Below are 16,814 nucleotides of genomic sequence, written 5' to 3' on the forward strand. Positions count from 1 at the left end.
TTACCTCGCCTCCGTCACGCGCCGGCGGACATAGTTATTGAACAGAACCGCGACCAGCAACATCACGCCGAGAAATACCCTGAACCAGTCAGAGTTAAGGTTCGTGTAAGAGATCCCAATCTGCACCACACCAAATATTAATGCGCCAAAACAAGCACCGATGACTGAGCCGTAACCGCCGGTCAACAATGCACCGCCGATAACGGCAGCGATGATTGCTTCAAACTCTTTCTGCAAGCCACGGTCGGCTGCAGCCGAGCCAACATCGGCGACTTGCAGGACTGCGAACAAGCAGGCGCAAAATGCGGTGAATACGAATAAAGTAATTTTTACGCGTCGCACCGGTACACCGACATTTTTAGCAGCATTGGCGTCGCCGCCCACAGCAAAAATCCAGTTACCAAAACGAGTACGTGCCAAAATAAAGCTGGCAACGATCGCTAACGCAATCCACCAGACAATCACCTTTGGAACGCCTGCAACCAATGGCGCACCGCCATCAGTGGTCGCAATCCAACCTTGTCCTGCCATCCAGCGAAAGAAACCGTTCCCTACCGTGCCGATAAATAACCAGCCTCCCAGCCAGTCTTTGGACGCATATTCGCCCACGCCACTAACGATGGTGCGGTTGGCAAACATGATCGATAGCGCCAGCGTCAAGCCACGCAAAATAAAGAGAAAAGCCAGCGTGACGATGAAGGACGGCAGACGGGTTTTGATGACCAGATAACCATTCAGCCAACCCAGCGCCATCGATCCGGCAAATGCAAAAATCACAGCTAACCAAAACGGCCAGTGAAAATACACCGTGGGAATCGCCACCATCATTCCGGCAAAGCCGATCATCGAGCCTATCGACAAATCGAACTCCCCAGCGATCATCAACATACAGGCACCGATAGCGATCAGGCCAAGATAGGCTGCGACTTGCATCCAGTTGACGATACCGTCCAGATTGAACATGCCGGAGTCGCCAGCGGTCAGTGCAAAGATAATAAAAACCAGAATCACGCCAGCCAGCGAAGCGAACTCCGGGCGACCCAGAAAGCGCTTCAAACCGCCCTCTGAACGGACGCGTTCATCCTGCTGAATGTTTGGGCTATTCGGGGAATTAATGTTATTTTTTTGGGCTGAGTCGTCGCCTACAGGCGTGACTTTTTCAGCACGGATGCTATGTGAACTCATGAAATATCTCCTGCTTATAGTGGCCGGCCCCGAACTTCGGACCGGCACTTTTTTTGATACAACATCAAACGGACTACGCAACACCCGCTTACATGCACACACTTGATACGCAGTGCATGAAGGTTACGGGTGGCCGTAAAACATCAAATAGATGCAGTAAAAGAGGGAAAATTAACGATACTGACCTGCGTATTTGAGGACTTTATCAATATTATCTTTGGTGATGTAACCCGGACCTGAGCTGATGTGGCGTGGTCCGTAAATCGGTGCCAATCCATACTCGGCAAGACGTGCCTGAAACTTCGGATTAGCCTTCAGCTTTGCCTGAATCGTTGCCACGTCGGTGGTATGCGTTTGCGTCATGATCGCCAGGACTGCAACCGGAATGTAACCCTGCAAGTAGGGTTGCTGATCAATCGCAAACTGGACCGAACCATCCTGAATACCCTTGGCAATCTCATCTGACAAATCGAATGTAGCGAACCACATTTTGCCTTTCAGACCCATTTTTTGCAATGCGCGCAGACTCGGCCCAGCTGAATCCGGCCCCAATGCCAACACGCCTTGCGTACCTGGATTATTCCGTAAATAAGCGCTCAGTTTGCTTTCTATTCCGGTTGGATCCTGACCTGCATCAAGCGTCGCTTTTTTATAATCGACGCCAATCGCATCGGCAAAACCGCGGCAACGCTCGAATGAGGATGGATTAGTAGCGTAATGGTTGACGCATACGAAAGACTTGATGCCCGCGGCTTTCGCCTTTTCGCCAGCGCCCTTGCCTGCATCATATTCAGGCTGACCGACGTGCATGATCGCGCCTAATTCTTCGCTTTGTTTCTGTGTGCCGGAATTGATTGTGACCAAAGGAATTTTCTTGGCAGTCACGTTTTCCATCGCTTTTTTCAGTACGCTATAGTCCGCGATACTGACGATCACACCGTCGTAATGACGGGCTGCTGCTTGTTCGATCAAACGCGACATATCGGCCAAATCACCGTTAGGTGGATTACGATAGTCAACGGTCACGTTGAAATCTTCACCTGCTTGCTTGATCGCATTTTTGATCGTATTCCACCAGGAATCAGAGTCCGGTGCATGACTAATCAGGACAAATTTTTCTGCTGCTGCATACGCCACATTTACTGATACCGCTGACATCGCCAAGGTTGCTACCATCAAGGCTTTGACAAGCCGTTTGCATCTATATCGTTGCATGTTATTAATCTCCGATGTTATTTTGTCCGAACTTTAGGGGATATCCGGTGTGTGTGCCACGCAATCGGTATGCTGCCATGCGCTTCGATGTACTGAAGCCTGGCCTTTCCCGATCGGCACTTAACAATAGAACATGCAGAACAACAATGCAACTTTTTTTTCAAACTATTTTTAATTTAGAATAAAATTTTCAATTACATTTATAAACATCTTTATAATTACGTTAATCAGCGCATCAGTACAAAGATAACAACGCAAGAACATATAAGGAAATACCATGGCGGAAACTGCTACAGTCGACCAACTAATGCTACACATTGCTGACAAATACGCCACGCTTTCCAAGCAACTAAAGATCATTGCAAAGTACGTCGAACAACATCGGACTAGTTTGATGCTGGAACGCATTAGCGATATCGCCGAACATTGCGATGTGCAACCGTCAGCGATCGTACGCTTCGCCAAACAATTTGGCTTTAGCGGCTTCAGCGAAATGCAGGCGGTATTCCGCGACGCTTACACCGCCCAAACCGGGCCGTCGCCTAACTATCAGCAACGCATCCGCAAACTGATAGAAACCAAAGCGTCACCGCTCAGCAGCGGGGCGATGGCACGCGAATTTATCGACGCCAGTCGCAGCGGTTTGGATGAACTGTTAAGCGGTCTGGATGAAGCGCGATTTGAAGAGGCGGTCAAACTTCTGGTCAAAGCCGATAATATTTACGTCATCGGCGTGCGCCGTTCTTTCCCTATCGCCTCCTACATTGTGTATGCGCTGCAACACACCAATAAACGCGTGCATCTTTTATCGGGACAAGGCGGCATGTTCCGCGAACAATGCCGCAGTATCGGCAAAAATGACGTGATGATCGCCATCAGTTTTACGCCTTACGGCAAAGAAACGCAGGCCTGCGTGCGTCTGGCGCATCATCGTCAGGCCAAGACGTTGGTCATCACCGATAGCCAGCTCAGCCCATTGGCAAAGCACGCTACGGTTTCCTTAACTGTTAAGGAAGGTAGCGCCTTTGCCTTCCGGTCGCTGACGAATGCGATGTGCTTATGCCAGGCATTATTCATTGCGCTGGCATATCGACTGGAGCTGGACGTAGAAGAGACCAGCGCTATTGATGGCTACGACGATTAATCGAGATCAGTTACAGCATCACAGGTAATTTCGATAACAGCGACTCGCGCATGGCGATGCCAATCCGAGTCGCTTCCGTCGCATCATCAAGTGTCAGACTCAACGGTGTATTGTTGCGAATGGCGTCGACAAAATAGGCAGCCTCGGTCAGAAAAGCATCTTCAAAGCGCTCGAAAAACGTTGGCGTGCATTCGTTGCGAATACCCCTTGCATCGGCAATCTCCAACCGATTCTGGCGAGCATTGCGCCCTACCGTCAAACGCCCTGCCGTACCCGTAACTTCCGTCACCGTTTCATGCCCGTGTGGCATGGTGCGCGATGCGTAAAAGGTGGCGATACGACCATTTTCAAATTCACAAATCGCCACGCCGTTATCCACATCAGCACATGATTGCAAATCCTGATGTACCGCAATCGTACCGCTGGCGAACACTCGCACCGGCTTGGGATTTCCCAGCAGCCAGCGCGCCAAATCGATATCGTGAACACTGCAGTCGAGAAAAATACCGCCACTAGTCGGGGCGAATTTGACGAAGAATCCATCGGGATCAAGCTGATCACAAGTTTGCGAATACACCATGAACGGCTGGCCAATGCTGCCGGACTGGATTTTTTGGTACGCCGCTTGATAGCTGGCGTCAAAACGTCGCACAAAGCCGATCATCACTTTCAGCTGCGGATGCAGTGCTGCCTCGGCACTCACGCGACGACAATCGTTCAAATCCAGCGACAACGGCTTCTCACAAAATACATGCTTGCCGGCCTTTAACGCCTGAATGATCTGGTGCGGATGCAACGAAGTCGGCGTCACCAAAAACACCGCATCAAGCCCCTCATGCGCCAGTAGCGCTTCATAATCTTCGTAGAGATCGTTAATTCCTAACGTTTCTTTAGCCCACGTCAGTTCAGCCTCAACAGGGCTACAGGCCGCCACCAGCACCGCACCGGAAACACGCCGTAGCAAGTTCTCAGCATGCCGACGTCCCAATCGCCCTAGCCCGACGATGCCCACTTTTAATGTCGATTGCGCGCTCATTTGGATAGGTCGATCGTGCGGTTTTCACGCCATGATAAGGTCGCTGCCTCGGCCAATGCCAATGCCTTAACCCCGTCATCGATGGTCGTGCGCGCAGTCCCACCGTTAACTAAAACATCAAAAAAATGCGCGATTTCGCGGGCGTAAGCGGCGCGATAACGCTCTAGGAAGAAATGTTCAGGCAAGTCCTGGCTGACGTTATGCGCGGTAGACGAGACGACTTCAGTCGGTTTGTGATTGCCCGCCTGTAACATCCCTTGGCTGCCCAGCACTTCAAAACGCTGATCGTATCCATAGGCAGCGCGACGGCTAGTATTTATCTGACACAGACGCCCACGGCGGGTACGTATCGTAACGACTGCGGAATCAATATCGCCTGCTTCTGCAATCGCCGGATCGCTTAAGCAACTGCCGGTTGCTGAAATGCTGACGGCTTCGTCATCCAAAATCCAACGAAATATATCGAAATCATGAATCAACATGTCTTTGAAAATACCGCCTGAACTTTTCAAATAAGACACTGGCGGCGCGCCGGGATCTCTGCTGGTAACGATCAGCATTTCAGGATCGCCAATTTCGCCCGCTGCCAGACGCGTCTTCAGCGCTTCAAAAGTGGGATCAAAGCGGCGCTGGAAACCAATCATGCAAGTTACTTTGGCATCGGCGACTGCTTGCGCGCAGGCTTTGGCGCGTTCCAGCGTAAGGTCAACCGGCTTCTCGCAAAATATCGCTTTACCGGCAGCCACGGCGCGCAAGATCAAATCGGCATGGGTGTCTGTGCTCGATGCAATTAATACTGCGCCTACGCTAGAGTCCTCAAGTGCCGCATCGATGGAGACCACTTGCGCGCCATGCTTACTTGCCAATTCCTGCGCTGCCTGCACATTCACATCGCTCACATATTTGAGGCGCACGCCGGGTTGCATAACCAGATTACCAGCGTGTATTTTGCCAATGCGGCCCGCGCCAAAGACTGCAACATCTATCATCTTAATTCTCCGTGGATTTTTTATAGTGATAGCTATTGTAAGCAAGAATTCGACTTGGTAGAACTATTTTTCTATTTTTTATATTAATCGAATTAATATTTCGTATGCGATTGCGAAAGCCTCGTTTTAAACCTGATACGCACCACCTTATTCATCGTAATGTGAGCGAAAATTGTAGCGCAAGGCGGCAAAATTCGGCTAGAAAGCACATCCCACATGTATCTTTCCGAAAAAAAACACTTAATTGCAAATAATGCAATTAAGTGTTGTACCATCAAATCATTACAAATCGTTTTATGCGCGATTGTAAGTGTGGAATGACTGGGAAGTAATGGTAGACCGCTGTTGATACGACAACCTCGATTAGTAGCAAAACTGATTGATTGCAACCCAACCAGCAGCACTAGAGAAGACCAAACGACAATGCGGACAACAGGATTTTTCTTGGGTGTCATCATCCTCATCACCGGGTGCGCAACGCGCTTAGCACCGGTAGAACCGCCGCCGTCACCTGTCACGTTGCTGACACTGGCAAATAAACCTCAGATCAAAATATTAGCGCGGCGTGTCACGATCACGCTAGCCGGAGGGTATTCGATCATGTTAATGGATGGCAGCCATTGGGTTTATCTCGGCAATGTGCCTGATGGAAAAGTCTACAAACCAAAAACGGGTATGCTGATGAACAACGATAAGTTGCCGCATGAGTTTTATATCGTGGCAGCAGGAAAGCAATTAATTGGCTTTTACATGCCAGAGCAACGTCTGTTCACGCCGTTAGAGCAACCACTTTATTTGACGTTTGATAATTAAGTAATGAGGCATAGACCATGAAAAATGTCAGCGCTCCTTAGAGGAGTCACTGACATATTCAGTACTACATTTTCTTTAAACCACGTGAAGCTGGCGCTCTCGAGGGCAATACGTCAAATTTATAATTAACGTACCATCCCTTTTTTAGTCCAAGCCTCAAGCTGATGCGGACGCAAGCTGTCGTAATCTTCAAAAGGCTGATGTATCCATGGATTGGTAGGCAGATGTTCGACATAGAAGTCCGGCTTGATCGTCGAGCACTCTTTCCACCAAATTACCGCTGATTTCACTTCCGTGACGGGTGAGTAATTTTCCCGTAAATGACGCAAAACCTTATCCAACGTCACGCCCGAATCAACCAGATCATCAACCAGCAAAATTCTGCCGGCCAGCGAACCACGACTCATAGTGATGTGTTTTCCGATATCAAGGTCGCTTTGCACCTTGCCAGCATCCTCACGATAAGAACTGGTCGAAAGAATCGCTAACGGCACGTCAAAAATACGAGAACAAACATCCCCGGGACGCAAACCGCCACGTGCCAGACATAAAATCTGATCAAATTTCCAACCAGACGCATGCACATTTAACGCTAGCTTTTCGATCGCGAGATTATACGCATCCCATGAAACCCACAGGTGCTGATCATTGGAGACATTCATGGCGCTTATCTTCTTTTTTAATTATTGAATGGGTGGCGCAAAACAATGGTTTCTTCACGATCAGGACCTGTCGAGACCATATCAATCGGCACGCCGACCAGCTCTTCAATCCGCTTAACATAAGCTTGTGCATTCGCTGGCAACGCATCCATCGATTTCGCACCGACAGTAACCTCACTCCAGCCCGGCATTTCTTCGTAGATCGGTACGCAACGCGCTGCGTCTTCAGCACCCACCGGGAAAATATCAACAACTTTGCCATCGATCGTATAGCCAGTACACAACTTGAGTGAATCCAAGCCATCAAGTACATCCAACTTGGTTAAACACATTCCCGAAACACCGTTAATCTGCACGGAGCGCTTCAGCAGAGCTGCATCAAACCAACCACAACGACGGGCGCGGCCGGTTACTGTTCCGAACTCGTGACCAATGCTGGCCAGATGATGACCAATACCTTGGTCGGTAGGCAATTCGGACGGGAATGGGCCTGAACCGACACGCGTGGTGTAGGCCTTGGTAATACCGAGAATGTAGTGCAGCATGTTTGGCCCAACACCTGAACCTGCTGCAGCATTACCGGCAACACAATTACTCGACGTAACAAAAGGATAAGTACCGTGATCGACGTCCAGCAAACTACCTTGCGCGCCTTCGAATAATAATTTGGCGCCATTGTTATACGCTGCGTACAACTCGCTGGACACATCCGCCACCATTGGTGCCAGACGCGGCACGTTGGCTAGTGCATCGTCATAGGTTTTTTGAAAATCGACTGCCTCTGCCTTCAGATAGTTCGTCAGCACGAAATTGTGATAATCGAGGTTTTCTCTGAGTTTCTCGGCGAAGCGTGCTTCATTTAGCAAATCGGCAACGCGGATCGCACGACGCGCCACTTTATCTTCGTATGCTGGGCCAATGCCTTTGCCGGTAGTGCCAATCTTCGCCGCACCGCGGGCTGCTTCACGCGCTGCATCAAGTGCAGTGTGGTAAGGCAAAATAACAGGACAAGCTTCTGATACTCGCAGGCGGGATGCCACTTCAACCCCGGCAGCTTGCAGTTTATCGATTTCACGCAACAAATCCGGAACCGACAAGACAACGCCATTACCGATATAGCATGCAACGCCTGGACGCATGATTCCTGATGGGATCAATTGCAAAGCTGTTTTGTGACCGCCAATGACCAAGGTATGGCCGGCATTGTGACCGCCCTGAAAGCGAACGACACCTTGTGCGTGATCGGTAAGCCAGTCGACAATTTTGCCCTTGCCCTCATCGCCCCACTGGGTTCCGATAACAACGACGTTTTTTTGAGTACGTTTCTGTAACATCACTTAGTCCAAATTTTTGATAATCCAATTGCCATTTTCGAGCACGACCGCACGGTCGCAATCGAACTCGTCTTGATCGTTTTCGTGCCCGGGCAAGCTTTGAATCACTACTTCACCCGCATTGCGCAACGCTACGATCTTTTCCTTTAAACCCGTTTCGGTACTCCACGGAGCACGAATTGCTGCTTTACGCTCTGCGGTCGGCATCAGACGCGCTAATTCCCGTAAATCCATCGAAAAACCGGTCGCTGGACGCGAACGTCCAAATGTTTCACCCACATGATCATAACGACCGCCACGTACTAGCGCGTTCGGCAGACCGGAAACATACGCGCCAAAAATCGCGCCACTTTCGTAATGATAACCACGTAAGTCGGCTAAATCGACCGTCACGCATTCTTCGCCTGCAGCCTGTGCCAATGCCTGCAATTCTTCCAGCGCTTTGGTGATTGCCGGTAACTTTGGCAACGTCTGGCGTGCTCGCGCAATTACAGTCACATCGCCATATAAATGCGGTAAAGCCAATAGAGCGGCCCGTGTTTCGGGCGCATATCCAACGCTCAGTTCCTGCAAGCCGGGAACATCCTTCCCTTCCAGCAATTTGACCAACGCACTTTCATCTTTTAATGCAATCGCATCATCGGCAATAATCGCACGAAATATACCAACGTGACACAAGTCCAGGCGAACCTTCTTGATACCGGCGAGGGCAAGCGAAGCCAGTGCCAAATGCTGGATTTCTGTATCGGCCTCCAGACCGGCATGGCCATATATCTCCGCACCAATCTGGAACGGCTCACGCGTCGCATGCAAACCGGATGGTTTGGTGCGCAACACGCTTCCCGCATAACAAAGCCGTGTCAGAGACGGACGATTCAGTAAATGCGCATCAATTCGTGCAACCTGCGTCGTCATGTCGGCGCGGATACCCAGCGTGCGGCCTGACAATTGATCGACCAATTTAAACGTCATCGCCTCAGTATCCTGACCGGCTCCGGCCAATAAGGACTCGATGTACTCCAACATTGGCGGCATGACAAGCTCATAACCATACACACGAAAATTGTCGAGAATCAAACGCCGCAGATCTTCTATCTTGCGTGCTTCTGATGGCAACACATCGGCAATGTTTTCGGGAAGAAGCCAATTAGGCATAGAAAAATAAACCAAAAGAAATTTCTGTATCAGCGTTCGCTGATACGAGGAACAACATCATTATTAAACGCTGCAGCCAAGAAAAATGCGCGTAATGCAGATGACACGAATACGGATAATGCGGAATGTATCAGAGATTAGCGTCGCCGCAAAAAAAAAGAAATGGCGTCGGGATAAATGACGCCATTTAATTACTACTCTGAACCCCTGATTTTGGGGTCGAGTGATTGTCGCAATGAACGACCAACCACTCCTTATCAATATTTCAACAACCACCTAAAATGTGTGGCTTACTCTTTATTTGGCAGATCCAGTTCCCGGGTTCTTGAAATACTTAAAGAACTCCGAGTTAGGATCAACCACCATCAAATCGTGACGACTCTTAAAGCTGGCCCGATAAGCCTCTAGGCTACGATAAAACTTGTAGAATTCCGGGCTCTTGCCAAATGCCTGTGCGTAAATTTGCGAAGCCTTGGCATCACCCTCACCGCGCATATTTTCTGCATCACGATAAGCTTCGGCCAAAATCACCGTCCGTTGTTTATCTGCATCAGCACGAATTTTTTCCGATTCAGCAAAACCAGTCGAGCGCAATTCATTTGCAACCCGCGCACGCTCAGATTTCATTCTGTCGTACACAGAAGCATTGATTTGATCGACATAATCAACACGCTTCAGACGCACATCAACTATATCGACACCGATTTGCTTGGCTTCCTCTTCGACTTTTTTACGCAGCGCATCCATCACTTTGCCACGCTCGCCAGAAATAACTTCACGCACTGTGCGCTTGGTAATCTCTTCGTTCAACGCCGCTTTGACAATCTGAGACATACGATCTTGGGCACGTTTCTCATCAACGCCAAAACTAACAAAATAAAGTTTAGGATCGACAATGCGCCATTTCACGTATACATCGATCAGAATATTCTTCTTTTCGGCAGTGATAAAGCGGTCTGTTTCAGGAGGATCGATAGTCAAAATCCGTTTGTCCAAAAACACAACATTTTGGAACGGTGGCGGTAATTTGAAATGCAACCCGGGTTCACTAATGACCTGCTTGACTTCACCAAAGGCAAACAAAATGCCATATTGACGCTGATCAACCACGAATACGGTTGAAAGCAGCAACGCTATAACAATAAATATACCAATTGCGAGGGATATTAAGCGATTCATTATCGTCCCTCCCGATCACGGCTCTCGCGAGACCGCGAATCATTCACCGCCTGAGCGTCGTTATCTTTCGCTGGCACTACCGGAACCGTCGCAGGACTAACTGCAGCTGTACCTGTAGACGATCCAGCACTGCCAATCGCACCGGATGCAGCAGATTGCGCAATAAGCTTGTCTAGTGGTAAATACAGCAAATTATTCCCGCTCTTAGCATCAATCATAACTTTGGTGGTATTTGCAAAAATCTGTTGCATGGTATCCAAATACATCCGGTCGCGAGTCACAGCTGGCGCTTTCTGATATTCGGTCAATACTTGCTTGAACCGCGATGCATCACCCTCAGCATTCGCAGTAACCCGGGCGCTATAAGCCTCTGCCTCTTGAAGCAAGCGAGAAGCCGCACCACGTGCCTTAGGAATCACATCATTAGCGTAAGCCTGTCCTTCATTCTTTTGACGTTCACGATCTTGCCCGGCTTTTACTGCATCGTCAAAAGCTGCCTGAACTTGCTCCGGCGGTTGCACGCCTTGCATTGTCACATTAGTGATTTGCACACCGCTCTGATAATGATCCAGAATTTGTTGCATTAATTGACTTACATCTAAAGCAACTTTTTCCCGTCCTTCATACAGGACAAAATCCATTTGGCTTTTACCAACAATTTCCCGAATGGAAGTTTCGGCGACCTGACGGACGGTTTCTTCCTGATCGCGATTTTTGAAAATCCAGTCAGCAGCACTCTTAAGTTTGTATTGCACAGCGAATTGAATATCGATGATGTTTTCATCTTCAGTCAACATCAGAGCTTCTTTTGGCTGTTTGTTTTTAGCGTTCGAGCGATAACCGACTTCGATTGTGCGAACACCGGAAACATTGACAATTTCGTGGCTTTGAATTGGATACGGCCACCGCCAGTTAAAACCGGCCATCGTCGAATGGCTGTACTTACCGAAGGTCATTACAACCCCGGTTTGACCTTCCTGAACAGTGAAAAAACCGCTCGCCAACCAGAGGAAAGCGACGATCACAGCGATCACACCAGCTCCTACGCCAGCGCTTTTTCCTGTAGGGAAACCCTTTCCTCCATCATTCGCATCACCACCACCGCCACCGCTATTTTTGTTGCCAAAAAAGCGGTTAATGCGTTGATTGAAGTCGCGCCATAACTGGTCGAGATCGGGGGGGGAATTATTCGGCTTTTTGCCGTCGTTTTGTTTGTTGTCATTTTGTGAATTACGGCCCCACTGGGGGTCATTCAACGAAAATTTGACACCAAATTTTTTTAATATAGAACCAAGCATTCGATCGTGATCCGGTATAAATAGGTTGGAATGCTCGTTAGAGGCGTTTAATAGGCGAATCTTGGGTGTTTTCAATGCCGTGCTGATCGACCCTCGCCGCGTTACTTTCCATCACAAACTCCGCAATAGCCTGACGGATTAAACCAAGCCCAGCGCCACTTTGTGCGCTAATAAAAACACGCTGGATTTTATCATACTCATTACGCTCTATTCCCGGCTCCAGCCCAGCGGCGTCAATCTTGTTCCAGACTAGAATCTGAGGAATATGATCTGCACCGATCTCTTTCAACACCAAATTAACTTGCTCAATTTGCTCTAACCGAGCCGGGCTTGCAGCGTCCACCACATGCAATAACAAGTCTGCGTGGATTGTTTCTTCCAGCGTTGCCCTAAACGCGGCGACTAGCTGATGCGGCAACTCACGAATAAAACCAACAGTATCAGAAATGACTACATTCCCAACTTCTTGGAGGTAAATTTTCCGTGAAGTAGTATCAAGGGTTGCAAACAATTGATCTGCCGCGTACACCCCAGCTTTAGATAGAGCATTGAATAACGTCGATTTTCCAGCGTTGGTGTATCCAACCAAAGAAATCGACGGTATGTTGTTGCGGCCACGCGCGCGTCGCTGCGTTGCATGCTGGCGGTGCAGTTTTTCCAACCGCCCGCGCAAAGCTTTGACGCGATCGCCCAACAAACGCCTATCAGTTTCAAGCTGCGTTTCACCAGGTCCACGCAGTCCAATACCACCTTTTTGGCGCTCCAAATGGGTCCAGCCACGTATCAACCGCGTCGCCAAATGCTGAAGTTGCGCTAACTCAACCTGAACTTTCCCCTCGTGACTTTTAGCACGTTGGGCAAAAATATCCAAAATCAAACTAGTACGATCGAGCACGCGTACTTTTAAGACACGTTCAAGATTACGTTGCTGCGCTGGAGACAGAGCATGGTTAAAGATGACGATCTCCAGCTCTTCGTCCAGCACTGCATCCGCAATTTCCTGCGCCTTGCCTGAGCCGACAAATAATGCAGCATCCGGTGCGCCACGCCTTCCCGTCAATGTGACGAGCGGAATCGCACCTGCTGACTTAGCCAGCAAGGAGAGCTCTTCCAGACCTGCGGCAAAGTCGCCTTTGCCGAAGTCCACGCCGACTAATGCGGCTCGCATCGGGGAAGTAGTGTTGCTATCCAATTAGACAGCGGTCGATTACTCTGCGTCTGCTTCAAGATTCAGCGTAACAGCGCGCGCAGGAACGACAGTTGAAATGGCATGTTTATAAACCATTTGGGTCACTGTATTACGCAGCAAAACCACATATTGATCAAAAGATTCAATATGGCCTTGAAGCTTAATACCATTTACCAGATAAATTGATACTGGAACGTGTTCTTTGCGTAAGGCGTTCAGGAACGGGTCTTGTAACAATTGCCCTTTATTACTCATGGCTACTCCACTGTGTTGTTGTGATTAGAAGTCAAGCACGCCCCGCCATATTTGACGGGACTTCGATGAATGACTCGGTGGTGTATAACGAATGTAAACGATTTCTGACAATACTGCCAACGGAAATCTATTTTAACGGACGTGCAAACGGGTTCTTACCTGACTTGAACTCGATACGTAATGGAGTCCCAATCAGTGAAAAAGTTTCACGAAAGTATTTTTCAAGATAACGTCTGTAGTTAGCATCGATTGCTTCCAGCGCGTTACCGTGAATGACAACGATAGGAGGATTCATGCCACCTTGATGCGCATAACGCAGTTTCGGACGAATCGAACCTTTGCGACGAGGCTGCTGATGCTCTACCGCTTCGAGCAATGCTCTAGTCAGTTTTGGTGTAGTCAGATTCGACATCGCAGCACCATACGCGGCGTCAACGGATTTCATCAAAGGCGCAATGCCGGTGGACTTCAATGCAGATATATAGTGAAATTTCGCGAACGAAAGAAAATTAAGCTTACGATCAAGGTCAATTTTAATTTCTTCACGTCGTTCACTGGTCAGGCCATCCCATTTATTGATACCAACCACTAACGCGCGGCCGGTTTCAAGAATAAACCCTGCAATATGGGCATCCTGCTCTGAAATATCCTGTTGCGCATCTAACAACAATAAAACGACATTTGCTTCGGAAATTGACTGTAGAGTTTTCACTACAGAAAATTTCTCAATCGCCTCAAATACTTTACCTCGCCTACGAATACCAGCGGTGTCGATCAAGGTGTAATGCGTACCATCTCGCTCAAATGGAATTTCGATAGAATCGCGTGTTGTTCCCGGCATGTCAAACGCGATTACGCGCTCTTCTCCCAGCAAGGTATTCACCAACGTCGACTTACCGACATTAGGACGACCAACAATCGCAATTTTGATACTTCTCTGATTAGTGACAAGTTCTTCGATCTCGGGCGGACGCTGAGCAAAGGCTAAATCCAGCGATTCTTCGACCAAATCAGCCACGCCATCGCCATGTGCAGCGGAGATAACGTATGGGTCACCAAGGCCTAATTCATAAAACTCTGCAGTAACGGAGGTGTACTTCATTCCCTCTGATTTATTCACAACTAACATTACCGAACGGCCTGACTTGCGCAAAAAATCGGTAATTGTTTTATCGTGTGGCGTCAAACCCTGGCGACCATCGACGATAAAAATCACGACATCGGCTTCCGCCACTGCCTGCTTGGTCTGTTTCGCCATTTCATGCATTATGCCGTCTTTGGCAACAGGCTCAAAACCACCTGTATCGATTACCAAAAATGGTCGCTCACCCATGCGACCCTCACCGTAGTGGCGGTCACGGGTCAAACCTGGCAGATCGGCAACCAACGCATCACGCGAGCGCGTCATGCGGTTGAATAAAGTCGATTTACCGACGTTCGGGCGTCCTACAAGTGCAATGACTGGCTTCATTAAGTTGTTACTCTGTCGCAAATGCGATCAATGTCCCTGATTTGGTTTGAAAAATTACATTCGGGCCCACTACAATTGCATTGGGTAGAACCGCGCTTTTATCTATACGAATACGTCCGACCAATGCGCCGTCTTGACGTGATAAGAAATGAATATACCCTTCGAAATCGCCTACGGCTACAGTTGCACCTAAGGTTACCGGGCTCGACAAACTACGATTGGCTAATTGCGCATTGCGCCATACGACCGTTCCGTTATCAAGCGTAAATGCGCTTACCGCGCCGCGCTCATCGGCAGCGTACAGATTGTGATTATCTGCACCCACACCGACATCACTAGAGAAGTTTTTTACCCAGTGCGCAGTACCTGTCCCGGCATCAAAACAACCTACACGACCTTGATAAGCCACTGCGCAAACATCACGTCCGACCAGAACTGGCATTCCTGAAGCATCTGCTACGCGCTCCAACTCTGTCGTTCCGCGAGGATCGCCAATTGCCATTTCCCACCAAGGGCCACCGTTTGCAAGATTCAACGCCGATAAACGACCACCCGGCAATGCGACAAAAGCAGCTTGAGGAACGATGAGTATTCCAGGTGCCGAACGTAAAGTAAGGGATGGCACACTACGTTGTGCAGTCCAGCGACGTTCACCCGTCTCGGCATCAAAAGCAGTGATCCGATTATCCAGACTACGTACTATTACCAGCCCTTGCCCAACCGCTGGCGAGGATAATATTTCACTTGAGGCCTGCGCCTTCCAGCGTAATTTGCCTTCAGCATCATAAGCCAGTACCGCGCCTTTTTCGCCAGCTACTGCGACAATAAAGCCATCAGTACCAACTCCTGCCGTCAATTTCATCCCGGCGTTAATCCGCCAGACCGATACACCAGTTGTGCCTTCGATGCGATTTACCGTACCGTCCGCCGAAGCGGCATAAATACTTGTGCCAGACACTGCAGGAGCAAAAGCGTAGGTATCGGCCTTGCCCACTGATGCAGTCCAGACAGTGCGCACTGTCACACTTGGCTTGAATTCAACTAATGCGGCCGGTGGATTGCTAGGCGCCTTACGGGAAAATAAAGAGCAACCTGACAACATTAGCGCAGCACCAATACATGCGAATTTTACAGCTGTACGGACTTTTTGCATTTTCTGCATTTGCTTCCCTTTTTTGCAAAATTTTCTGAGCAAATCTTCTGAGCGATTAGCTAACTTATTTAGCGCTATTACTATTTCAAGCAGCGGCTTTGGCTGGCACGCCACCAATCGCATCTAGTTTTATTTGAATCAATTGACGGCCAGGATTATCTGGTCCGGCCTTCTCTAGCGCCAATTGATAAGAGGTACGCGCCTCATCGAGCTTATTTTGAGCAACCAGAATATCGCCTTTACGATCGGCGATTGCACTCGCAAACTCTGATGGAACGTCCCCGCTTAACGCTTTCAGACCCTCGTCATACGCATTTTGATCCAGCAGGATGCCTGCTAGACGAATTTTTGCGATGGCCTTATATTCTTCCTGCCGACCATGATCGATAACCCATTGCAATTGCGTTTTTGCACCATTCAAATCGTTAGCATCAAATGCAGCTTTGGCAGCAGTTAATCCCGCCATTTGCGCATAAGCCGTGCCGCTAAATTTTTGCTGCATATCAGCGGTAGCGCGCTGTACTTTAGCATTATCTTTGTTGCCAACCGCTTTTTGCAATTCTTCATACAATTGCGACGCTTGCGACGCCTGACTATTTTTATAGTATTTCCAACCGCCCCAACCGGCATAACCGGCGAGCACAATGATCAACACCCAAGTGACGAGGTTTCCGTATTTCTTCCACCAGTCATTAATGGTTGCTAGCTGCTCTTGCTCTTCGAGATTGTATGCCAT

16 protein-coding genes are annotated in these 16,814 nt (G+C 48.9%); 2 read left to right on the forward strand and 14 right to left on the reverse strand.

Annotation, left to right across the window (positions count from 1 at the left end; all coding sequences use genetic code 11):
- Complete coding sequence (locus C7W93_RS08020) at positions 1-1,116, reverse strand: ABC transporter permease (RefSeq protein WP_370446447.1); 1,116 nt, start codon at positions 1,114-1,116, stop codon at positions 1-3.
- A gap of 240 nt (positions 1,117-1,356) precedes the next feature.
- Positions 1,357-2,400, reverse strand: a complete 1,044-nt coding sequence (locus C7W93_RS08025) for a sugar ABC transporter substrate-binding protein (RefSeq protein ID WP_108439535.1) — start codon at positions 2,398-2,400, stop codon at positions 1,357-1,359.
- 277 nt (positions 2,401-2,677) lie between these two features.
- Here C7W93_RS08025 and C7W93_RS08030 point away from each other — a divergent pair, with 277 nt between their 5' ends.
- On the forward strand, positions 2,678-3,544 hold the full coding sequence (locus C7W93_RS08030; protein WP_108439536.1) for a MurR/RpiR family transcriptional regulator: 867 nt from the start codon (positions 2,678-2,680) through the stop codon (positions 3,542-3,544).
- 10 nt (positions 3,545-3,554) lie between these two features.
- On the opposite strand, the gene C7W93_RS08035 is transcribed toward C7W93_RS08030, so the two are convergent.
- Together C7W93_RS08035 and iolG are read right to left on the reverse strand one after the other, a co-directional pair.
- On the reverse strand, positions 3,555-4,580 hold the full coding sequence (locus tag C7W93_RS08035; protein ID WP_108439537.1) for a Gfo/Idh/MocA family oxidoreductase: 1,026 nt from the start codon (positions 4,578-4,580) through the stop codon (positions 3,555-3,557).
- Positions 4,577-5,569 (reverse strand): inositol 2-dehydrogenase, encoded by a 993-nt coding sequence (gene iolG / locus C7W93_RS08040; RefSeq protein WP_108439538.1) that lies wholly within the window; start codon positions 5,567-5,569, stop codon positions 4,577-4,579. Before iolG ends, C7W93_RS08035 begins: the two co-directional genes overlap by 4 nt.
- 444 nt (positions 5,570-6,013) lie before the next feature.
- Here iolG and C7W93_RS08045 point away from each other — a divergent pair, with 444 nt between their 5' ends.
- Positions 6,014-6,382 (forward strand): hypothetical protein, encoded by a 369-nt coding sequence (locus C7W93_RS08045; protein WP_146177535.1) that lies wholly within the window; start codon positions 6,014-6,016, stop codon positions 6,380-6,382.
- A 125-nt stretch (positions 6,383-6,507) separates the two neighbouring features.
- Here C7W93_RS08045 and C7W93_RS08050 read toward each other — a convergent pair whose 3' ends face one another.
- The 10 genes from C7W93_RS08050 to C7W93_RS08095 form a co-directional block, all read right to left on the reverse strand.
- The gene (locus C7W93_RS08050; RefSeq protein WP_108439540.1) at positions 6,508-7,044 is read right to left on the reverse strand and encodes a phosphoribosyltransferase; all 537 of its coding nucleotides are present in this window, start codon (positions 7,042-7,044) and stop codon (positions 6,508-6,510) included.
- Between the two features lie 17 nt (positions 7,045-7,061).
- On the reverse strand, positions 7,062-8,378 hold the full coding sequence (locus tag C7W93_RS08055) for an adenylosuccinate synthase (protein ID WP_108439541.1): 1,317 nt from the start codon (positions 8,376-8,378) through the stop codon (positions 7,062-7,064).
- Between the two features lie 3 nt (positions 8,379-8,381).
- The gene (locus tag C7W93_RS08060; RefSeq protein WP_108439542.1) at positions 8,382-9,533 is read right to left on the reverse strand and encodes an ATP phosphoribosyltransferase regulatory subunit; all 1,152 of its coding nucleotides are present in this window, start codon (positions 9,531-9,533) and stop codon (positions 8,382-8,384) included.
- Between the two features lie 297 nt (positions 9,534-9,830).
- Positions 9,831-10,712 (reverse strand): protease modulator HflC, encoded by an 882-nt coding sequence (gene hflC / locus C7W93_RS08065; protein WP_108439543.1) that lies wholly within the window; start codon positions 10,710-10,712, stop codon positions 9,831-9,833.
- Positions 10,712-12,010, reverse strand: coding sequence for an FtsH protease activity modulator HflK (hflK, locus tag C7W93_RS08070; protein WP_108439544.1), 1,299 nt, complete (start codon positions 12,008-12,010; stop codon positions 10,712-10,714). Before hflK ends, hflC begins: the two co-directional genes overlap by 1 nt.
- Positions 12,011-12,047: 37 nt before the next feature.
- Complete coding sequence (gene hflX, locus C7W93_RS08075; protein WP_108439545.1) at positions 12,048-13,178, reverse strand: GTPase HflX; 1,131 nt, start codon at positions 13,176-13,178, stop codon at positions 12,048-12,050.
- A 39-nt stretch (positions 13,179-13,217) separates the two neighbouring features.
- Positions 13,218-13,454 (reverse strand): RNA chaperone Hfq, encoded by a 237-nt coding sequence (gene hfq / locus C7W93_RS08080; RefSeq protein ID WP_108439546.1) that lies wholly within the window; start codon positions 13,452-13,454, stop codon positions 13,218-13,220.
- 127 nt (positions 13,455-13,581) lie between these two features.
- Positions 13,582-14,925, reverse strand: coding sequence for a ribosome biogenesis GTPase Der (gene der / locus C7W93_RS08085; protein WP_108439547.1), 1,344 nt, complete (start codon positions 14,923-14,925; stop codon positions 13,582-13,584).
- 7 nt (positions 14,926-14,932) lie between these two features.
- Positions 14,933-16,087, reverse strand: coding sequence for an outer membrane protein assembly factor BamB (bamB, locus tag C7W93_RS08090; protein WP_225869778.1), 1,155 nt, complete (start codon positions 16,085-16,087; stop codon positions 14,933-14,935).
- Positions 16,088-16,163: 76 nt separating this feature from the next.
- Positions 16,164-16,814, reverse strand: a complete 651-nt coding sequence (locus C7W93_RS08095; RefSeq protein WP_108439548.1) for a tetratricopeptide repeat protein — start codon at positions 16,812-16,814, stop codon at positions 16,164-16,166.

This window comes from Glaciimonas sp. PCH181 (assembly GCF_003056055.1).
Classification (GTDB): Bacteria; Pseudomonadota; Gammaproteobacteria; order Burkholderiales; family Burkholderiaceae_D; genus Glaciimonas.

Excerpts from the sequence above, each read along its gene's own strand:
- C7W93_RS08095 (WP_108439548.1), bottom strand. The coding sequence starts at position 16,814 with ATGGCATACAATCTCGAAGAGCAAGAGCAGCTAGCAACCATTAATGAC.
- C7W93_RS08050 (WP_108439540.1), bottom strand. The coding sequence starts at position 7,044 with ATGAATGTCTCCAATGATCAGCACCTGTGGGTTTCATGGGATGCGTAT.
- hflC (WP_108439543.1), bottom strand. The coding sequence starts at position 10,712 with ATGAATCGCTTAATATCCCTCGCAATTGGTATATTTATTGTTATAGCG.
- der (WP_108439547.1), bottom strand. The coding sequence starts at position 14,925 with ATGAAGCCAGTCATTGCACTTGTAGGACGCCCGAACGTCGGTAAATCG.
- C7W93_RS08055 (WP_108439541.1), bottom strand. The coding sequence starts at position 8,378 with ATGTTACAGAAACGTACTCAAAAAAACGTCGTTGTTATCGGAACCCAG.
- C7W93_RS08030 (WP_108439536.1), top strand. The coding sequence starts at position 2,678 with ATGGCGGAAACTGCTACAGTCGACCAACTAATGCTACACATTGCTGAC.
- iolG (WP_108439538.1), bottom strand. The coding sequence starts at position 5,569 with ATGATAGATGTTGCAGTCTTTGGCGCGGGCCGCATTGGCAAAATACAC.
- C7W93_RS08060 (WP_108439542.1), bottom strand. The coding sequence starts at position 9,533 with ATGCCTAATTGGCTTCTTCCCGAAAACATTGCCGATGTGTTGCCATCA.
- C7W93_RS08025 (WP_108439535.1), bottom strand. The coding sequence starts at position 2,400 with ATGCAACGATATAGATGCAAACGGCTTGTCAAAGCCTTGATGGTAGCA.
- hfq (WP_108439546.1), bottom strand. The coding sequence starts at position 13,454 with ATGAGTAATAAAGGGCAATTGTTACAAGACCCGTTCCTGAACGCCTTA.
- C7W93_RS08035 (WP_108439537.1), bottom strand. The coding sequence starts at position 4,580 with ATGAGCGCGCAATCGACATTAAAAGTGGGCATCGTCGGGCTAGGGCGA.
- hflK (WP_108439544.1), bottom strand. The coding sequence starts at position 12,010 with ATGCTTGGTTCTATATTAAAAAAATTTGGTGTCAAATTTTCGTTGAAT.
- bamB (WP_225869778.1), bottom strand. The coding sequence starts at position 16,087 with ATGCAGAAAATGCAAAAAGTCCGTACAGCTGTAAAATTCGCATGTATT.
- hflX (WP_108439545.1), bottom strand. The coding sequence starts at position 13,178 with ATGCGAGCCGCATTAGTCGGCGTGGACTTCGGCAAAGGCGACTTTGCC.